The 20,938-nt window shown below is 37.9% G+C and carries 16 protein-coding genes; 3 read left to right on the top strand and 13 right to left on the bottom strand.

Translation table 11 applies throughout. From position 1 onward, the window contains the following. Positions 1-100 precede the first annotated feature (100 nt). The 3 genes from ACVRWY_RS05505 to ACVRWY_RS05495 all read right to left on the bottom strand — a co-directional run bounded on the left by ACVRWY_RS05505 (position 101) and on the right by ACVRWY_RS05495 (position 7,392). Positions 101-2,803, bottom strand: a complete 2,703-nt coding sequence (locus ACVRWY_RS05505) for a YSIRK-type signal peptide-containing protein (RefSeq protein ID WP_354368815.1) — start codon at positions 2,801-2,803, stop codon at positions 101-103. Positions 2,804-3,311: 508 nt separating this feature from the next. Further along, complete coding sequence (locus ACVRWY_RS05500) at positions 3,312-5,648, bottom strand: glycoside hydrolase family 68 protein (RefSeq protein WP_435533036.1); 2,337 nt, start codon at positions 5,646-5,648, stop codon at positions 3,312-3,314. A gap of 79 nt (positions 5,649-5,727) precedes the next feature. Beyond that, positions 5,728-7,392 carry a glycoside hydrolase family protein gene (locus ACVRWY_RS05495; RefSeq protein WP_354368811.1) on the bottom strand — a complete coding sequence of 555 codons (1,665 nt, stop codon included), beginning with the start codon at positions 7,390-7,392 and terminating at the stop codon, positions 5,728-5,730. A 128-nt stretch (positions 7,393-7,520) separates the two neighbouring features. Here ACVRWY_RS05495 and ACVRWY_RS05490 point away from each other — a divergent pair, with 128 nt between their 5' ends. Next, positions 7,521-8,144, top strand: a complete 624-nt coding sequence (locus ACVRWY_RS05490; protein ID WP_354368809.1) for a DUF3862 domain-containing protein — start codon at positions 7,521-7,523, stop codon at positions 8,142-8,144. A 246-nt stretch (positions 8,145-8,390) separates the two neighbouring features. Here the strand turns inward: ACVRWY_RS05490 and lepA are convergent, their stop codons facing one another. The 9 genes from lepA to ACVRWY_RS05445 all read right to left on the bottom strand — a co-directional run bounded on the left by lepA (position 8,391) and on the right by ACVRWY_RS05445 (position 16,522). Further along, a complete protein-coding gene (gene lepA / locus ACVRWY_RS05485; protein WP_354368807.1) occupies positions 8,391-10,220 on the bottom strand; it encodes a translation elongation factor 4 in 1,830 nt (609 codons plus the stop codon). 84 nt (positions 10,221-10,304) lie between these two features. After that, positions 10,305-10,718: a nucleoside-diphosphate kinase gene (gene ndk / locus ACVRWY_RS05480; protein WP_354368805.1), complete on the bottom strand. Its 414-nt coding sequence runs from the start codon at positions 10,716-10,718 to the stop codon at positions 10,305-10,307. 263 nt (positions 10,719-10,981) lie between these two features. Beyond that, complete coding sequence (locus ACVRWY_RS05475) at positions 10,982-11,146, bottom strand: hypothetical protein (protein WP_354368803.1); 165 nt, start codon at positions 11,144-11,146, stop codon at positions 10,982-10,984. An 85-nt stretch (positions 11,147-11,231) separates the two neighbouring features. Beyond that, positions 11,232-11,867 (bottom strand): TIGR01906 family membrane protein, encoded by a 636-nt coding sequence (locus ACVRWY_RS05470; RefSeq protein ID WP_354368801.1) that lies wholly within the window; start codon positions 11,865-11,867, stop codon positions 11,232-11,234. Further along, entirely contained in the window at positions 11,857-12,630 is a 774-nt protein-coding gene (locus ACVRWY_RS05465; protein ID WP_354368799.1) for a TIGR01457 family HAD-type hydrolase, read from the bottom strand. The genes ACVRWY_RS05470 and ACVRWY_RS05465 overlap by 11 nt, the downstream gene beginning before the upstream one ends. A 155-nt stretch (positions 12,631-12,785) precedes the next feature. Next, positions 12,786-13,517, bottom strand: coding sequence for an acyl-ACP thioesterase domain-containing protein (locus tag ACVRWY_RS05460; protein WP_354368797.1), 732 nt, complete (start codon positions 13,515-13,517; stop codon positions 12,786-12,788). A gap of 4 nt (positions 13,518-13,521) precedes the next feature. Continuing rightward, the gene (gene hemW / locus ACVRWY_RS05455) at positions 13,522-14,652 is read right to left on the bottom strand and encodes a radical SAM family heme chaperone HemW (protein WP_354368795.1); all 1,131 of its coding nucleotides are present in this window, start codon (positions 14,650-14,652) and stop codon (positions 13,522-13,524) included. Positions 14,653-14,745: 93 nt separating this feature from the next. Then, on the bottom strand, positions 14,746-15,549 hold the full coding sequence (locus ACVRWY_RS05450; RefSeq protein WP_354368793.1) for a transporter substrate-binding domain-containing protein: 804 nt from the start codon (positions 15,547-15,549) through the stop codon (positions 14,746-14,748). 163 nt (positions 15,550-15,712) lie between these two features. Continuing rightward, positions 15,713-16,522: a transporter substrate-binding domain-containing protein gene (locus tag ACVRWY_RS05445; protein ID WP_354368791.1), complete on the bottom strand. Its 810-nt coding sequence runs from the start codon at positions 16,520-16,522 to the stop codon at positions 15,713-15,715. Positions 16,523-16,734: 212 nt separating this feature from the next. Here ACVRWY_RS05445 and ACVRWY_RS05440 point away from each other — a divergent pair, with 212 nt between their 5' ends. After that, entirely contained in the window at positions 16,735-17,568 is an 834-nt protein-coding gene (locus tag ACVRWY_RS05440; RefSeq protein ID WP_354368789.1) for a hypothetical protein, read from the top strand. Beyond that, a complete protein-coding gene (locus tag ACVRWY_RS05435; protein ID WP_354368787.1) occupies positions 17,568-18,833 on the top strand; it encodes a toxic anion resistance protein in 1,266 nt (421 codons plus the stop codon). Before ACVRWY_RS05440 ends, ACVRWY_RS05435 begins: the two co-directional genes overlap by 1 nt. Positions 18,834-18,883: 50 nt before the next feature. On the opposite strand, the gene uvrB is transcribed toward ACVRWY_RS05435, so the two are convergent. Continuing rightward, a complete protein-coding gene (gene uvrB, locus ACVRWY_RS05430; protein ID WP_354368785.1) occupies positions 18,884-20,872 on the bottom strand; it encodes an excinuclease ABC subunit UvrB in 1,989 nt (662 codons plus the stop codon). Positions 20,873-20,938 lie beyond the last annotated feature (66 nt).

Here is a 20,938-nt window from a genome sequence, read left to right as displayed (position 1 = left end):
GTTTCAGGAACTTTGAAAACTTTAAAAAACGGATTTTGATTGCCTTGAACATAAAGAAAGAGAGAACGAATTTCGTCCTCTCTAGGTGTTAGCTTTTCATCTACCCACTACAGTTGACAAAGAGCCTAACTTCCAAGGCTGATTGAAGGGCTACATACACATAAGCATTTTCGTTCACAGGGATATCTGATTTCATCCCTGTTTCTTGTAACATACGTCCATAAAAGGTTGCCTTATCTGCAACATAAAGACTATTTCTATCTTTACCATAATAGTACAGTCTAGGTTTTAAGGAGATGACCTCTTGAACATAGCCTGCATAAGACGATTTCCATGTGATTTTAGCATCTTCAGTTGCAGTCTCTCTACCAATCAAGTGAGCAAGATAGCGATAGTCATTAGGTTGAGCTGAGTCAATCTTCTTATCCGTAATATCATGAGTGGTCACAAAATCTTGAGGATTATAGGCTGTGTTATCCGAAAGCTGGACAATAATGATTTCTACATTTTGATAGAAAGAACCTGATGTCGTTAAAAAATCAATTCCAACGGTCTCTACTTGGTCTTCAATCAATATTGGATTTACCGTAGCACCACTCTTTGAACCGAGCAAGCCTAAAGTTCCTAAATCTTTTCGAACACCATCTTTAGTAACATAATAAATCACAGCCTCTTGATTATCTGCATAGGTCATGGCATCGATGTCTTGAACCGTTACTTTGTATTTTGTAAAGTAATCCGCCTGATCTTCATCTACTTGTTTAGCAACATCTACCGTCAACTGATCAACAATATTAATGATTCCCAAATCTTTTGATGGACGATTGAAATTGGTGTCCTGATAGGTAGCGAGGGCTTTTTCAGGTATATTAGGCATGGATTCAGCTAGGTAGCCATTCCCCCAATTTGTTGAGTTTAATCTTGTATTATAATAAATTTCAGAGGTATTGATACCAGTAAATGTTCCTGTTGTATAGTCTGTAGTGTAGCCTGTATCAATCCCTGTCTGAACACTTAGCACACCTGTTGGTATCAAACTCTTATCATAACTCCAAGAATTGGTATGAGTAGAAGTTGTTGTAGAGTAAACTTGTCCAGTGCGAGTGTTTAGCACCTTAGTCTCTAAGACAGTATCTGGAACAACGTCATCCTTACCAGTATAAAATAGATAGAAACCTTTTGTCCCAGCCTCAATTTCATGAAGAACACCTGCATTAGAGATGGGGTATTCAATATAACCTTCTTCCATGTTGATGATACGACCAGACTGATTTGTCCCTTCGGTTAATCGACTATTACCATAGGTTGAGGCTTCGAAATTATCCTTATCAAAGTAAACTCTGACTACAGTTCCTGTTGGAAGCGAACCTGATGAACTGATACTACTACTTGTCTGACTAGTAATGGCTGAGATCGCATCTTTTGTCGTTTGATCAAGCCCCATAACATAAGAACGTGCTGAACGTATTAAAACCTGACCAGTATCGACATCTTTAACCCCTACGATAGCTGAATTATCTGTCGCTATTCCTAATGTGTTTTGGGCTAAGGTCGATTCTACGGTTGCTGTACTTAGGGCATTCCAGACAACCGTTTTTTCTCCTGAACCTAGAACCTGACCGTCGCTGCCTAGAACTGTCATTTTTACAGTAGCTGTTGTTTGGTCTGTCGTTCCATTAGTTGCATTAAACGAAATCGGTAAGACAACTTTTGATCCTGAGATTAATTGACCAATTGGAAGCGAGTACGTTTTTGTCGTTGTATTATAAGTTGGTTGCGTATTATTGTAACCAGACAGCTTAATCAACTTGGCTTGACCCTGAACGCCATTTTCATAAACTTCAAACTGAACCGTTAAGTTTGAATAAGTCGCATCAATCCCCAATACAGATAGTCTTAACTCATCTTCGCTAACTTGTCCAGTATAAAGAGTCTCATCACCCTTGACAAAGACACCACTAATAGCATCTGATGCACCAGCGTTACGAAGGGCAGTGACTTGGTTTTGCGCTCTGACCTCCGTCTGCTTTTTATTATCTTTTACAATACTAAAGGATAGAATGTTTTTTTGATTTTCCACGATGGTAGCTGTTAGGGTACTACTTTGTCCATCAGCTAAGCGATAGCCTGTTCGGATACGATCTGCTACCACTGTGATCTCTTTTTGAGCAACTACTGAATCCGTTTGGACAGTTTCATAAGCCACTTGCGTTGGTCGAAAGACTTGCCCTGTCTCAACATCAGTATACACAACACGATAAGGAATGTTTGCTGTTCGCTCTGATGTCTTAGCTACTGTTGTAGTCGCCTCAGTTACGGTTACTTCCTTCGTCGCTGCCTCTGATGTTGATGCGCTTGTTTGCTCTGTTTGAGAAGCAGCTTCTGATGCTGTAAAGTTTGAAAGCGATGTATTAGAGCTACTCTCTGTCTCAGACGTAAAATTAGCTCCCTCTGATTTGTAACTTGAGGATTCATTCTCGCTTATTTGAGAAATAGCGTCACTCTCAGATGTTGCTAATGTTGTACTAAGACTACTTATTTCACTTGCTGCTACTGTACTTTGACTCTCTATCTCCGATATTTCAGAACTATTTTCTGGTGACTGTATAATATCTGAACTATTAGTAGTCTCTAAGATAAGGTCAATTTGTTGACTTGTATCAGTCTTAACTTCCTCCGCCTTTGCCTGATGACCACCAATAATCAAGCTAGCTCCTAGTAGAACACTAGCTGCTCCAAAATGATATTTACGAATTGAAAAATGTTGTCTTAAACCATACCAATCAAATTTTTTTGATTTCAAAATGATAACCTCGCTTAATATCTATTGAAAATTATCAAATATTATATCATTTTTTAACTTTTATTTCAATAATGCTAACCCATAAGATATTTATATGTAAATCATATTGATTTACATTCAGTTTAACAACATTTTATCTATACCTATCACACTATTAAAAAATACAAACTTTTATTGTCTCAATATAATTTTTTATAATAAACAAAGCACTCGACTAGCCTAATCATTGTTTTAGACAAAGCAATTCATCCAACAATCATCAGAACTATTTTCGCCTCAAAATATCAATAGAATTATCTCCTTCCTTTCAAAATAGAGAACGAATAAGAGATCATACACCTTTCTTAACACTTATTATGGAATCAACTGAATTTCAATCTTTAATCCCACATTATTCACAATATACACATAAATTAGGTAGCTCAAAAGAGTAAACAATCCTAAAAAAAGATTTAGTTCTATGCTGAACTAAATCTTTTTCTATTTTTTTAGTTGATTGTCCCTAAAATTAGTGTTTTTTACGGTAAGTTGATACACCAAAAGCCCCAACGATAGACATCATCACTAAACCTAAAGCTTGAAGTGGGTTAGTTGCTTCACCTGTATTTGGTAAAACTGATGCTGATTGTGTACGAGTTGCACGCGGTGGGAAACCATCGTTGTGACCCGATCCTTTAGGACTAGATGGTTGAGATGGTACGCTAGGTGTCACTGGTTGTTCTGGAGTAACAGGCTGCTCTGGTGTCACTGGCTGTTCTGGGGTAACAGGTTGTTCTGGTGTTGTTGGATAGTAAGGTGTGTGTGATTTTAGACCATAACCACCGATCAAATCCCAATTAATATAACCGTCATCTTCACCTGGAAGGAAGGATGTTTCTAATGTTCCTACAGTATTTTGTGTTTCACTTGATTCATCCCAAATCCAGTCACCTTGTTCTGTCATCTTAGCTAGAACACGTGTTGTATTATCAGGTAACACTTGAATAAGGAAGCTTGGTGCCCAAGTTGAGTTGTTTCCTTTACCTGCGACCTCATTACGGTTAGTCATGTAGGCAGTAACTAGCAACGTATCTGATGACCCTTCTACTGGCACAGCATAATAAGAATAAGTTGCTGTACGCCAGTCAGCAGGTACTGAAGCTGTCAAAACAATACCAGAATTGTTAAGTGGTGTATAACCTGAAGTTAGTGAATCTGAAACATAACCCAGCATCACAACATTATCACCAACAACTGAGTTAGCAAGATTCCAAGCAATGTTGTTGCTTCCGTGGTTTAATCTTGAAGCTGCAAATAAATAATATTTGTCTCCTAGCTTCACAACATTTGGACGTTCAATTTCATCACTAACCATCGGTGAGCTAACAAGTGGAGTATAATATTCTTGAATGGTTGGATTTTTTTCAGTTCCTGATAACTTCAAAATACCAATTGCTGCATTAGAAAACTTCGCACGTTCGTACATATCAGAATCTTCTAAAATAGTAAACAGACTCTTAACGTTATAAGCTGCATCTCCACCATAGTTAGCCCAATTATAAATTTGGTCCTCACCCTGATAATTTTGAGTTCCTGTACTTGCTTCAAAAATAAGGTAACGGTTTCCGTCCTCATCTTCAATCACATGTGGATCACGCATAGCGATGTTATCTGCACCAGTGAATGTCTCGCGCCATTGCTTGTAACTTTGATAATAGTAACCATCTCCACCTTCTGGAGTAAGTACGGTATCATTTTCAACTGAAACCAAATAAACATCCGTATCATCGTATGATAGATTCAATGTAGCCGTTGCAAGTTGCTGATTGTTACTATTATTATCACTTGTGTCAACATGTGTGTAGTAAAGTTGGATACTTCCATCACTATTTACCACAGCTGAACCTGACCATTGTTGAAGTAATGCAGTAGAGTTGTAGCCAAAAATAGCCCCTGCATTTTTCCAGTTATCAAAGTTATTATCTCCATATTTATTATAAAGAAGATAAAGGTGATTATCATTTGTATTTGGAATCCCCATCATTGCTACAACAAGTTGGTAGCCATTCCAATTGACCACTTCACCTGTTTTAATATCTTGAACTGGCCAAGAATCCCAAACATCTAAGTCAGCAACTTCACCTGTTTGAGCATCTTTGGTTGTCGCTGCTACCATATTTTTAATAGCCGCAGCATTAAAGTAAGGGATTGCATAACGTTCGTCTTGCGCAATTAAAGTATTAGCGATATCTTCAAACTGCTTGTACGTCATCTGAGAACCTGTTTCCGCTGTCAGATTACGTTTAATTTTATTCAAAGCAACTTTTTGAGCATCTGTTAGAGTGTTTAAATCCAAACCTGCTTCTTTTGCAATGGCATAAGCTTCATCTGTTAAGCCGTATGATGCCGCTACTGACTCTGAAGTTGTAGCAGTTGTTGAGCTTGCTTCGCTTGTTGCTGTTGTTGAAGTTGCCGCTTCACTAGTAGCTGTTTCTGATGTCGCTGCAGTGCTTGTTGTTACTGCTGTTTCACTAGCGGTACTTGTTGCTTCACTAACAGCACTGGCTACTTCGCTAGTAGCTGCTTCTGATGTCGCTGTTGTTGAAGTTGCTGATTCTGCAACAACTGTTGATTCTGCAACAGCTGTCGCTCCTGCTTCAGAAGTAGCTACCTCTGAAACTGTTGTTGAGCTAGTATCAGTGGTAGTTGATTCTGTTGTGGTTGCATCTGTGGTAGCCGTTGTAGCTGGAGCTGTTGATTCTACTGTATCAGCTGCTGCTGTTGCCGTTCCCGCTACAAATAAACTTGCAGCTGCCGCACTGACAACAATCCAGTTTTTCTTTGACTTACGCATTTTTTTACGCATATTCATCTCCAATACTTTCTTAAAAATTTTTCTAATTTCTATTATATATATATATATATATATATATATTTGTCAAGTATTAGTTTAACACCAATAATGACAGTATAAGACTCTCATTTGTTGTATAAAGTTTGACATCTTGATGATTTCGATTAGAAAAACGTGATAAAGTATAGGACTGACCATCTGGAAAGAAAAATTCTACAACGCGATCATCTGTAAAGATATCTACTTTAAAGGTCTTCCACTGAGCTTTATCAAATGATACTTGATAACCCTCTCCATCACCTAAAAGACCATCATAATAATAGCTCGACGACACTTGTCCTTCTAAGCCATTATCCAACTCACCAGCTCGTGTACTAACTTGTAGGATTTCTTTGTCCATATCGATCTGCATCCTCATATAATCTCCTCCTTGCCAAATATCAAGATAAACTTTACCTGATGGCAGAGTTTCAGCGATCAACTGGTACCTTTGACGAGAGAGCTGATGAGCTAAGTCCACTAAACCATATGCCCTTGTACCATCTTTTCGAGTATTTTCAAAAGCTTTGCGATCTTGGGAGATTGGATTTTTTACTGTAATATTTTTATACACTTTTTGAAGGGTAGTCTTATTGGTAATCACAGTCTGTGTTAGGGTAAGATCAGGATTTAATGTTAGCTGTCTTGCTAAACTATAAGTACCCAAATGGTCAATATAATCGCTCTTAGCTTCTTGATCGCTGTGAATCCCTTTGGCAGAGTAATTCCAGTTGCCTATCCATCCCATTGTAACCAGCTCGTCACTGACTTCATCTAACGTTTCACTACCAGAAAAATTAGCCCCATAATAATCTGAGCCTAAGTCTAAGCGTTTAGTATTGGTTTCTGCCACAAAAAGTCCATTCTCATCAAGACGCCCTACCGTATAGTAGGTCCCTGTAGTTTCACCTTTTGAGGCATCTTTGGCACCAAAAAAGAGGATCTGCTTTTCTTTTCCATCAGAGGTTTGCATGGTTTTGATAACTGGACACTCAACAGGTGCATTTCCATCCCATGTTCTTCCTTTAAAAAAAGTAGAAGCTAAAATCTTGCTTTGGCCTTTTGGATCAGCTTTTGACCAGTTAAGACCATCTTTTGAGCGATAGACCCCGATAACATCACCTTCTGCCACATACATCAATAACTCATCTTTATAATAGATGACATAGGGGTCTCGAAAATCTGAATGATTAGCTGACAGTGAGGTGGTTAAAATAGGCTTACCACCATTTAAGACATGCGAGTAGCGTTTGCCATCTTCCGACCAAAGTCCCCATATATTCTGACTACCATCGTCCTTCTTCAAGCCTGAGATATAAGCTATTTTCCCGCTAGGTGCAATATCTTTAAATAGACCTTTACTGTTAGTGATGACAGATCCTGTCCAAGCCGATCGAAATCCTTGAGTCTTGTGACCGCCTTGTGACGAAATCGCACTTGTTTGAGGGGAATAGGTGATAAAGTCACTTGTTGTTGTATGATACCAGTCCTGCCCATTTTCACCAAAAGGATTTGAGGCACCATCTTTTGAATGTAGGAAATAAATATCATAATATTTTTTCTCGTCATTCCAAGAAATTGTCTGCAAATCGTTTGACCAGTTATCTTTTACAGTCAAATGATAGGGTTGTTTTGGTTCTGATAATTGTTTTTGACAAGCCGATAAAATTGCTAGCATAAAAAACAATAACACTGAGATAAGAAATTCTTTTTTCATAGGCAACATTATATCTTGTATAAATATGATTTGCAACTTGCCCACCTTTAAAATTGTTACTCTTATGACACAATATTGACATAAATCCATGCTATAATAATCTAGTATTGAACGAAAAAGGAGTTATCATGAAAAAAATTTATAGTCTATTAGCACTAGGTTTATTAGCCACTTACCCTGCAGTTGAAGCTGTTTTATTGCCACAGGCAAACGTGGTCTATGCTGACGATGCGAAAACTGTTGAAGAAAACAATAAAAGTACCAAAGCAGAAACTAAGTGGCGTGCACTATTTGATCAAATCGCTGTTGGCGATATGATGGCAGAAAACCCTGAGGGTAGCTCTCTTGAAGATGTTAAAAAATTACTTGGAGAACCAAAAGAGTCTGAAAAAGATGATTCTTATGGGATCGAAACTGAAATTATGACATGGGAAAAGAAATCCACTACGATTACCCTTACTTTTTCTAAAAACAAAGTCGTTCACAAAGAAATTCAAGGCTATCTTTACAATCGTACCTCAAAAATCGGTTTAAAAGAATTTAATGCTTTAGCTGATAATCTGTCTTATGCAGATGCTGTTAAAACTCTTGGCAATCCAGATGGCTATAGCGAAATGATCATAGATGGTGAGAACACAAAGACAGCTTACTGGCAAACTGGTATTAAGCGTAAAAATGGTGATGCCACAATCGTCCTTACTTTTGATAAAGATATCCTAACAAGCAAAACACAACAAGAACTAAAAGATTAAGATAAATAAAGAGGTTGGACTTTGAGTCCAACCTCTTTATTTAGAATTCGTGTCAACATCTCAGCCTAGTGGTTGATGGGGGAACCATCCAGTGGGTTGTTAAAACTCGGAGATAGAATTTTGCGAAGCAACTCTCTTCGGGTCGTGTTCTACAGTCCAACCCTCAAAGGTTACCCGAACCTATAGATTTGGAAGTAAGAGGAACTCCTTTTCAATTTGTCAGGTTCTTTTCCACTTCCTTTTTGACTATTTTTGCTCTTCATCCATTGAAAGAACAGATAAGAAGGCTTCTTGTGGCACCTCAACGGAACCAATCGCTTTCATGCGTTTTTTACCAGCTTTTTGTTTTTCAAGGAGTTTACGTTTACGTGAAACGTCACCCCCATAACATTTGGCAAGGACATTTTTACGAAGCGCTTTGATATCTGTACGCGCCACAATTTTTTGACCAATTGCAGCTTGAATTGGCACTTCAAACTGCTGACGTGGAATGATTTTTTTGAGCTTATCAACGATGAGTTTTCCACGTTCGTAAGCAAACTCTTTATGGACGATAAAGCTAAGAGCATCGACCTTGTCTCCATTAAGAAGGATATCCATTTTAACTAATTGTGAGCGACGATACTCTGAAATCTCATAGTCAAAGCTTGCGTAACCACGTGTTGATGATTTCAATTTGTCAAAGAAATCAAAGACAATCTCAGCCAGTGGAATTTGATAAATGACATTAACACGGTTATCATCAATGTATTCCATGGTTTCAAAATCGCCACGTTTACGTTGAGCAAGCTCCATCACCGCACCAACATATTCTTGCGGTACCATGATTTGTGCTTTAACATATGGCTCTTCAATGAAATTGATACGTGTTGGGTCAGGAAACTCAGACGGGTTTGAAACTTCTAGCATCTCACCATCAGTAGTATTGACATGGTAAACTACAGATGGTGCGGTCATGATCAAATCAATATTAAACTCACGTTCCAAGCGCTCTTGAATAACATCCATGTGCAATAATCCCAAGAAACCACACCTAAAACCAAATCCTAAAGCTTGAGAAGTTTCTGGCTCAAATTGAAGACTGGCATCGTTCAGTTGGAGTTTTTCTAAAGCCTCCCTTAGATCATTATACTTGTTAGACTCAATTGGATAAAGCCCTGCAAAAACCATAGGATTCATTTGCTTATAGCCTGATAGAGCCTCTGTCGCAGGGTTATCTGCTAAAGTGACGGTATCTCCGACACGGGTATCTGCAACTGTCTTGATAGATGCTGCGATGTAGCCAACATCCCCCGTTGCCAAATACTCACGCCCCACTGCTTTAGGGGTAAAAATACCAACTTCTGTCACATCAAATGTTTTGCCATTTGACATCATCTGAATCTTGTCTCCTGGCTTAACCATACCATTGACGACACGTACTTGTAAAATAACGCCACGATAAGCATCATAAACCGAGTCAAAGATAAGCGCTTGAAGAGGTGCTTCGACATCTCCTTGAGGAGCTGGTACCTTCTCCACAATCTGCTCAAGAATCTCCTCAATCCCAATACCTGCTTTGGCTGATGCAAGAACAGCTTCAGATGCATCGAGTCCGATGACATCTTCCACCTCTGTACGCACGCGCTCAGGATCTGCAGCTGGAAGGTCAATTTTATTGATAACAGGTAGAATTTCTAAATCATTATCAAGTGCTAAATAAACATTAGCAAGAGTCTGTGCTTCAATTCCTTGAGCAGCATCGACTACTAAAATCGCTCCCTCACAAGCCGCTAGAGAACGAGAGACTTCATAGGTAAAATCCACGTGACCAGGGGTGTCAATCAAGTGAAAAATATAGGTTTCTCCATCTTTAGCAGTGTAATTTAACTCAATAGCATTTAGTTTGATCGTGATGCCACGCTCACGTTCCAAATCCATACTATCCAAGAGTTGAGCTTGCATTTCACGACTTGAAACAGTCTCTGTCTTCTCAAGAATACGGTCTGCTAAGGTTGATTTTCCGTGGTCAATATGGGCAATAATAGAGAAGTTACGAATCTTCTCTTGACGTTGTTTAAGTTCTTTGATGTCCATTTTTCTTCCTTGTCACATTTTTATCAATAGTATTATTATAACATAAAAAGGGCAGGAAAAAAGCTCCCCCCTCATCATGCTACTTTATTTTTCAAACCAAATCGCTATTTCACGCTCTGCAGATGCTAGAGAATCTGACCCATGTGCGATATTTTGAATGGAACCTCCATTTGGTGCAGTCGCAAAATCACCACGAATAGTTCCAGGATGTGCCTCTAGAGGATTGGTTGCCCCTAGCATCTCACGCCAAGACTTCACAACTTCTGGACCAGAGATAATTCCCGCAACCACTGGACCACTCATCATAAACTCGGCAATACTAGGGAAAAAAGGCTTATCCACCAATTCTGAGTAGTGTTCTTCCAACAAGTCTTGTGTGATCATCCGCATATCTAATTCTTCAATGACAAATCCTCTACGTTCAATACGATGCAATACCTCTCCGATCAAGCCACGTTTGACACCATCTGGTTTGATCATAAAAAATGTTTTTTCCATCTTGTCACCTCTTTGTTTCTTTTTTCTATTTTATCATAATTTTCTAAAAGAAACATCTATTTTCTGAAAACAAAGGGAGTGAAAAAACTTGACTAGTCAAAAAGAGTTTCCCTCACTTCCGCACCTTCAGCTTAAACTATCCAGAAGACAGTTTAATGGTAGAAACGAAGCAAACTCTATTCACATCAGTTGTAATAATCAGATTTTGGGTGTAAAAATACGGACCCTAAAAAGTGAGGCTGGACTTAATTCCCAGCCTCTTCTTAATGAAGATGACCAAATCCCAGCCAATCCACTAGCTGATGAGAAATAGGTTCACCTGTCACATCTTTGAAGCGCTTCATAGTGTCGAAAACTCCCCTAAAATAAGTCAACCCAAGCCCTTCAAGAATTAGTAAAATAGCAACTGCTATCATAATTTTTAGCATGGTAGGCCTCCTTTCTGGTTAAGAAGCATCCCTACTTTTATCTATCATTATTATAGCACGTTTCACCTTTCTTGAGCAAGCGTTTTCAATTTTTTATTCTTTTTTCAAAAGATTTAGATTTTAGATAAAGTATGAGAAAAATCCCTTCGTAAATGAAGAAAAAAAGAAGAAAAGCATGTAAAAAAAGAGCTTGTGGTAAAATCCAAATCACAGGATCTTGGCTAGGTTGAAATAACCAAGTATCATCATTAGGAAACAGGAGTAAGTGAAAGAGGGTAAAAAATTGATCAAAACCAACAATAACCCCCAATAGGCCAAAGACAATAGGAAGACATAGCATGATGAAAAAGATTTTCTGATATTGCCATAAATCTTGTTCGTTTCGACGATGTTTGAAAAAAAGCAAAGCTGGGAGCACTAAAAGAAGCACTAAAGCTTGTACCAGATGAAATAAACTCTTCACATCTGCAAAATGGCTTAAACCGGCTGATGAACTTCTAAAATCAGGCATGGCAAGTGTTTGATGAAAGGGACTAGTCAGGTAAGTCATTAGGTGATTAAAATTATACAAGATTGTTTTCTTACTTAAGTACACCACGTCAACTAACTGAAGCCAATCTACCTCTAAAGGATAGATGAGCCAAATACCATATATTGTTAAAAAAATCGAGCAAGCTAAGAGCCAAAGCAAGCTGGAAATAAGCTGCAGTTTAGTCTTCATCAAACTGCCACTCCGCTAAACTTGATAACACATGATTCGGTTGAATCGGTAAGTCTGCCACTTCCTCTGCCTTAGTAAATCCAGTTGTTACCAAAAGTGTTGCAATGTCATTTTTAATCCCTGCAGTAATATCTGTCAAATAGTTATCGCCAACTACAATAGCCTCTTCTCGTTTCACACCTAAACGGTCTAAAGATTTATTCATGATAATGGCTTCAGGCTTTCCAATGATAACAGGAGTTACTCTGGTAGCTTTTTCAATTAAATGAATAATAGTTCCTGCACCCGGTAATAACCCACGCTCGGTTGGGATATTCAGATCAGGATTTGTTCCAATAAAAACTGCTCCTTTTTGAATAGCTAAAGTCGCGGTTACCAACTTTTCATAGGTCAAATCAGTATCTAGCCCAACCACCACATAAGCAGGATTCTCGGTATCTTCTTGATATCCTGCCTCCTGTACTGCTGTCTTAAGTCCAGTCTCCCCAATAACATAGGCAGTTTTTCCACGATTCATATCGTTCATATAATCAATGGTCGCAAGTGTTGCGGTGTAGATGGTTTCAATTGGGGTATCAATATTAAATTGCTCAGATAAAAGCGTTTGTACCATCTGAGGTGTTCTTGTGGTATTATTGGTCACAAAAACATAAGGAATCTGACGCTTTTGCAATTCATGAACAAAAGCCTCTCCCTCTGGAATTCTGTCTTTTCCTTTATAAATTGTTCCATCTAGATCAATTAAATACCCTTTATATGTCATTATTTCTCCTTCATCAAATTGCGTTTTCAAATGTTCAAATCAAAAAGCTTCTAAACAAAGATTGAGTGCTCTGATGTGTGCGTTCAATCAGTTGTAACAGCAAGTTTTCTCCAGTCTCTGTTTGAACTCTTCGCTTAATAGCCCAGTCTAACTTCTTAGTCAGGTTCTTTCCATTCGATCTGTGCTTGTGCATGAACTTGTCCATCAACTCTAATCTCATGTTGACTCAAGTTATTGTCCAAAACTAAGCAACTTTCAACAGTCTGACCATAATAGACTTCCTTATTAAAATGTAAATGGAGCTTTTTAGGATAGTGCTGTCTCAGAAAGTCTAAATCAAAGTTAGCATATAGCCACTCAAGATACCTACTATTATTCACATGTCCATTCAAATCCAAGTCAAAATAAGATACCTGATAAGGTTGACACATAGGTGTTTCTATAGGGTGGTACTTAGGGCCTCGTAATAATTTTTTACTTTTTGTCGCCTCATAAACCTTAATCAAATCTTCTGGTACTGTTTGTAACTTGCGCTCATCAAAATCAATCAAGGCAAAAGTTGCTATCAATTGAACAATTTCTTGATGATCCTCATCAAAAATACTGAAACGACGGTAACAAAACAACCTATTATAGGATAAAGCTTCTGTTTCCAGTCGAAGATGCTCTGATAGAGCTGGCAAACGTGTTATGGTCATGTCATAATCGGTCACAATCCAAATCAAATTATACCGTTTAAAAAGCTCCTCATCACCTAGACCTAGATTTTTAGACTGCTGAGCTGAGACTTCCAACAAAAGCGAAACTAACTGTGGCAACTTAAACTGCCCTGTCACATCACAATCATTAAAGGTCACTTGATAATCTTGACAAAATCGTTTTCCCATCTCACTACTCCACTATAAATTTTTCTGCTACAGTATCCCCTAGAAAAAGCCCTTTTTTCGTCATGCGTACCCTGTCTCCTTCAATTTGCAAGAGACCATTTTGACAAAGTTCCTCTACAACAACACCGTAACGCTGACTAAAATTGTGTCCAAATTTTTCTTCAAAACTTTGAATAGAGAACCCTGACTTTTTACGCAAACCAAGAAAAATTTCTTCTTCCATCTGCTCTACTTGGCTCAGATGTTCTTCTGTCACACGCGCATCACCCGCCTCAACCGCATTTAGATAATGGCGAATAGGACCATGATTTTTATAACGAACACCTTCAAGATAACCAGAAGCGCCTGCCCCACAACCAAAATATTCTGCATTATTCCAATACATTAAGTTGTGACGGCTCTCAAATCCTGGCTTTGTAAAATTAGAAATTTCATAATGTTCAAAACCATTTTTTTCTAGTTCGGATATGATATATTCAAACATCTCCGCCTCACTATCTTCACTTGGTAAATTTAACCTGCCACGTCGCATTTTATTCATAAAAATGGTATGGTTTTCTAAAATCAAGCTATACAAGCTTAAATGTGGAATATCAAGAGCTAAAGCTTTTTGAACATTTTCTTTGACATCATCCATTGTTTGTCCTGGGAGAGCATAGATTAAATCAATCGAAATATTATGAAACCCTGCTTCTTTTAAACTTGAAATGGTGGTATAGATCTGTTCTTCATTATGGCTGCGTCCAATACGCTTGAGGTGTTTGTTATTAAACGTCTGAACCCCAAGTGAAATCCGATTAACAGCTGATTTTTTCAAAACAGCAATTTTATCGTCTGTCAAATCTCCTGGATTTGCCTCAATCGTAAACTCTTCCAAATGAGACAAATCCAAATGCTTTGTTAAGCCCTTCAAAAGATAGTCTAATTGCTGAGCAGATATGGCTGTTGGTGTTCCTCCACCTATATAGAGAGTTTTTAAATGCTTAATATCATAAGAAGCAAACTCCTTTAACAAGGCATCCAAATAGGCATCAACAGGTTGATTTTTGATAAATACTTTTGAAAAATCACAATAAAAACAAATTTGCGTACAAAAAGGAATATGTACATAAACAGATGTTGGTTTTTTAAACATGTGTCTATTATATCACTTTTCAAAACTCTTGCATAAAATCGTATGACATCAAAATAAATAAAAACAGTTGAACATCGTCCAACTGTTTCATCACTACTCAGCTTCAGTTAGCTTAGCAGCTTCTTCAATATAAGTTTTATACTTGTCTTCTGATTTGACCTTTTCAATAACCTTATTGATGGTTTTTTTCAACTCATCGCTACCTTTTGGCATAGCAATAGCTTTAGCATCTCCATCTTCAACTTTAAGGGCTACTTTTGCAAGAGCAATATCATCATTTTTAGCAATGTAACCTGCAGCAACTGGTGCTTCAAGGGTAACAGCATCAACATGACCTGATTTCAACTCATTGATAGCTTCTCCCATCGCTGTCAAACCAACAATATTAGAGTCTGTCAATTGCTCTTTAGCTAAAGTTTCTTCGATCGCTCCCTTAAGAGCAGCAACTTTTTTACCAGCCAAATCATCTAAAGACGTGTACTTATCCAGTTCTGATTTTCTAACCAAAATGGCATTTTCTGTTTCATAATACACATCAGAAAAATCATAAACTTTTGCACGTTCTTTGGTATAAGAAAGCCCTGAAATAGCAATATCAGCCTTACCAGAAGTCAAACTTGTCAAGACGTTATTAAAACTCATTGATGACAACTCTAGTTCAACACCAAGTTCGTCTGCGATATCTTGTGCCAATTCAACGTCGGCACCAACAATCTTGTTTTTTCCATTAACTAAAGACTGAAACTCAAAGGGAGCATAGTCTGGACTAATCGCTACAACGAGCTTTCCTTTTTCTTTAATAGCAGCTTGACTATCCTTAGATGAAGAGCCACAAGCTACTAGAGTAAGCGTTGTAAGGGCAGCTAAACCTAATAAAGCAATTTTTTTCAATTTCATGGTTATCTCTTTTCTTCTTTATTAATCTTTATTCATTTTACTTATATTTATTCAAAAAGTCAAGTATATTGCCATCTTTTTGACTATTTTTTTCAAAATACAAAACTCCTGTATTTTGGAAATTTAAAAGGCTTGGAGAGTGAGGACTCCAAACCCTTTCATCTTATTTTGTTGATAAATCATAGGCTTCTTGGACAAGTTGATCCATTTTCCCAGAATCTACAAGCTCTGTTATGACCTCATCAATCTTAGCTTTTAGGGCTGTACTTCCTTTTGGCATAGCTACGGCATAAGCATCTGACTTCTCTGATGTTAAATCAATATCAGCAATAACTAAATCATCATTCTTAGCAACATAAGCTTTGGCAATCGGTTCTTCAAAAACAACAGCTTCAACCTGGGCAGATTTCAATTCATTGATCATTTCGCCATTTTGAACCAGAGAAACTACCTTAGCACCCTCTAGTTGCTCTTTAGCTATCGTCTCTTGAATAGTTCCTTTCTGAGTCGCTACAGACTGGTCTTTTAAAGAGCTTGCATCTGTATATTTTTCCAAATCAGATTTTTTTATGATTACTTTGTTAACGGAGTCATAGTAAGTTTTTGAAAAGTCATAAACTTTAGCACGTTCCGGTGTTGCCGAAATCCCTGAAATGGCAATATCTGCTTTTCCAGACTGAAGGCTAGCCAAAACATTATTAAAACTCATTGATGAAAACTTGACTTTAACACCTAATTTCTCTCCAATAGCATTAGCTAACTCTACATCTGCTCCCACAATAGTATCTTTTCCATTGACCAATGTTTTAAACTCAAAGGGAGCAAACTCTGGGTTCATAGCAACTGTAATCGTTCCTTTTTCCTCGATGTTTTTTAAAGAAAGATCTTCCGTTGAACTTTTACTACAAGCTGCCAAACTCGTCACCGCTAAAATTCCCAATCCTACTAAAAATGTCTTTATTTTCCACTTCATTTTGTTATCTCCTTTTTTTAATATATATTCATTATATTTTATATTTATTCATAAGTCAAGTGTTTTTTGAATAAATATAAACAATAAACTTTTATATTCAACAAATAGAGATAGGAAATGTAAAAACTCACCACCCCTTCTACTTTTTAATCCCTTAGTTCTTCCTTTATGATATAATATTTCCATACAAATGAGAACATAAGGGAGAAGTTATGGGAAAGAAGTATAAAAACTATAAGAAAAGTCGTCTCGATGGTTGGGGATGCTTACTGCTCTTTTTTGCGATTGGTATCTTGGTCACTTATTGGTACATCGTTATTCCTATCGGATTTGCCATTGCCTACTTCTTTTACCGTGACAAGATTCATGCTTTCTTATTACGAGATGAAATCAAACGCTTGCGTGAACTCATTTATACGATTCATTCAGGATATGAAAAACGGCAACACCTCTTAGAAGGAAAAGGGGATTCAAAGGCTAGCCGTAACCTTACCGCTAAACTGACTAATGATCTTCGTGAGTTAGAAGGATTAACAAATAAAACGAAGAAATACCTTGACGATTATACCTATCAAGAAGCAGTAGATACCCTACACTTGAAATACCAACTCCAAGATCAAGCTACTAGCTTTGAGCAAAATAGCGACTCCTCCCCCAACAATCCCGTGACAGATCCATACGAGAGTCAAATTTTTTCTCTAGCTCCTGAAATTTTTGCGACCTATCAAAATGTTCAAAGTGATCATGTAGCAATCCAAAATAAAATTTCCAAAATGGATCTTCACAATCAAGAAGAATTAACAGCCATTCACGAAGCCAATATGAATCGTTTTAATGATATTTTGGAAGGTTATTTAAAAATTAAGCAATCTCCAAAAGACTATTTTAATGCAGAAGAGCGTTTGAACTTAGCCAAGCAAGCTTTAGAAAACTTTGATCAAGAGCTTGACGACACACTCAAACAATTTAATGAAGCTGATATGCAAGATTTTGAAGTGAGTCTTCGTATGATGATGAAAAAACAAGAGAAAGGATATGATGCCTAATGACTGATTTTAACTTTGACATTGACCAAATTGCCAACAATAGCCTTAATACAAGTGATAAGACAACTGAAATTATTCAACATACCTCTGCAACAGAAAGTGACAAGGTTTCATTTTTAGCACAACTCTCCAACGAGCAACAAACAGCTATCCAGTCTAAGACCCCTCAACTCGTTGATCATTTTGTAACTAATCAAAATGCACTGCTGGACTTCGGTAAGGAAGCTGTTGAGGAAGTCAATGCGACAGTCAACCACATCTTATCAGAACAAAAAAAGATCCAAATCCCTCAAGTCGATGAGCTCTTGGCAAATACTAACCGAGAATTAAATGGATTCGTTGCAAAATATAAAGATATTTCCACAACAGCTGAATTAGAGAAAAAACCAAATTTCTTCCAAAAACTTTTTAAACAAAGCAAAAACAGTCTGCAAGAATTTTATTTTGATTCACAAAATATTGAACAAAAAATGGACTCTATGGCGGCAAGCGTCGTCAAACAAGAGGAAACTCTGTCTCGTAACATCGTCTCAGCTGAACTCTTAATCGAAAACAATACTAAGTCTATCGAAAACTTAGTTGGTGTTATTGCTTTTATCGAATCTTCCAGTCAAGAAACAGCAAAACGTGCCAAAGACTTACAAAGCCACCTTCAAACTCTACCAACCACTTCTGTTGACTACCAAGTCCAAACAGAAAAGCTAGCACGTCTCACCGAAGTGGCCAATACACTTGAACAACAGCATACTGAGTATATGAGCCGTCTTTATGTCGCATGGACCACCACCCCGCAGATGCGTAATCTCGTCAAAGTATCCTCTGACATGAAACAACGCCTCGGGATGTTACGTCGCAACACGATTCCAACTATGAAACTCTCCATCGCACAATTAGGCATCATGCAACAAAGTCTAAAATCTAGTATCACAGCAGATGCTATTGTTAATGCCAATAACGCAGCACTTCAAATGCTAGCAGATACATCTAAAGAAGCTATTCCAATGATGGAGCGTTCTGCTCAAAATCCAACTGTTTCAATTCAGTCAGTGACCAAGTTAGCTGAAAGTCTAGTAGAGCAAAACAATGGCATCATCGCAGCAATTGAACAAGGTCGTCAAAAACGTCATGAATTAGAAACTGCTATTGTTCAATCAGCTGAAACTATCAATGATTCTGTCAAACTGAGAGACAAAAAAATCATCAATGCCCTGCTTGATCAAGGCAAAGAAGCTCAAGCACAAGTTGAAACTAAAGAAACCGTCTAGAACAAAAGTTCTAAACGGTTTTTTCTATTATTAGTGTTTTTGAAAACTTGTCATCCCATCCCTTTTAACTCTAGCATCATGTCACGAATCTGTGCTGCCAACTCAAAATCAAGAAGTTCGGCTGCTTCTTGCATCTGACCTTCTAATTTCTTAATCATAGCTTTACGCTCTTCTTTATTAAGAGCATCAAAGTCCACAGTTTCCTCATGGTCAGGAGTTACTGCTTTCGTCACGCTGATGAGGTCACGAATTTCTTTTTTAATGGTCTGTGGTACAATACCATGTTTTTCATTGTAAGCCATCTGAAGTTCTCGACGACGAGCTGTTTCATCCATAGCTTTTTGCATAGAGTCCGTTACTTTATCTGCATACATAATCACATGGCCTTGAGCGTTACGTGCTGCACGACCAATCGTCTGAATAAGACCACGTTCATTACGCAAAAAGCCTTCCTTGTCAGCATCTAAGATGGCAACCAAGCTAACCTCTGGCACATCAATTCCTTCACGTAAAAGGTTAATCCCGATAAGAACATCAAATATCCCAAGACGTAAATCACGGATAATTTCTGTTCGCTCCAAGGTTTTGATGTCCGAATGCATATATTTAACCTTGACTCCCATCTCTTTGAGATAATCTGTCAGGTCTTCCGCCATCTTTTTAGTCAAGGTAGTGATAAATGTACGCTCTCCTTTTGCGACACGCTCATTAATTTCACCTAACAAGTCATCCATTTGTCCCATAGTAGGACGAACCTCAACCTCTGGGTCCAACAAACCTGTTGGGCGAATAATCTGCTCAATAATGGTATCGGTTTGTTCCATCTCATAGTCACCAGGGGTTGCAGATACATAGACAATCTGATGAACATGACTTTCAAACTCTTCTCGACGTAGCGGTCTATTATCTAGCGCTGATGGCAAACGAAAACCATAGTTAACCAACATTTCCTTACGAGAGCGGTCCCCATTATACATTCCTTTGATTTGCCCCATAGTCATATGACTCTCGTCAATCATAATAAGAAAATCTTCTGGGAAAAAATCAAGTAGAGTATAGGGAGGCTCCCCCTCACTTCGCCCATCCATATGACGAGAATAATTTTCAACCCCATTAGTATAGCCCATCTCACGTAACATCTCGATGTCATAATCTGTTCGTTGTTTAAGGCGTTGAGCTTCCAGAAGCTTTCCTTCTTTTTCAAATAACTTCAACTGCTCCTCAAGTTCAGTTTGAATTTTAGCAATTGCAGTTTCCATATGCTCGTCATTGGTCACAAAGTGGGTCGCAGGGAAAATCGCAAGATGATCCACCTCTCCCAAAACTTGTCCTGTCAGTGATTCAATCTCACAAATACGATCAATTTCATCGCCAAAAAATTCAACGCGGAAAGCATGCTCATCTCGAGAAGCTGGAAAAATTTCAACCACATCTCCGCGCACACGAAAACGCCCACGCTGAAAGTCAATATCATTCCGCTCAAATTGAATATCAACCAAGTCATTTAATAACTGATCTCTAGAAATATCAAGCCCAGGACGGAGACTAACCACACTATCTGAATATTCTTTAGGTGACCCTAAACCATAAATACAAGAGACAGATGCCACAACAATAACATCATTGCGCTCTAAAAGAGCTGATGTGGCTGAGTGGCGCAATTTATCAATCTCATCATTCACAGAGCTATCCTTTTCAATATAGGTATCACTTGATGGTACATAGGCTTCTGGCTGATAATAGTCATAATAAGACACAAAATACTCTACAGCATTTTCTGGAAAAAACTCTTTAAATTCACTATAGAGCTGACCAGCAAGCGTTTTATTGTGAGCGATAACAAGCGTCGGTTTATTTACCTGTGCAATCACTTGACTCATGGTGTAGGTTTTACCTGTACCAGTTGCACCTAGTAAGATTTGAGCCTTTTCCCCCCCCTCAATATTTTCCACCAAGGTTTTTATCGCCTGAGGCTGATCACCTGATGGGGCATATTTTGATACTAATTTAAAAGTATTGTCATCTCTTCTATCTATCATTTTCTCTATCCTTCATACTTACTTTCTTCTATTTTACCACATCAGTAAAAAAAGGTTGAGCTCTGT

The sequence above is a fragment of the Streptococcus porcorum genome, assembly GCF_053203725.1.
The sequence above is the reverse complement of the archived record's forward strand: the minus strand, read 5'-3'. Positions and strand labels throughout refer to the sequence as shown.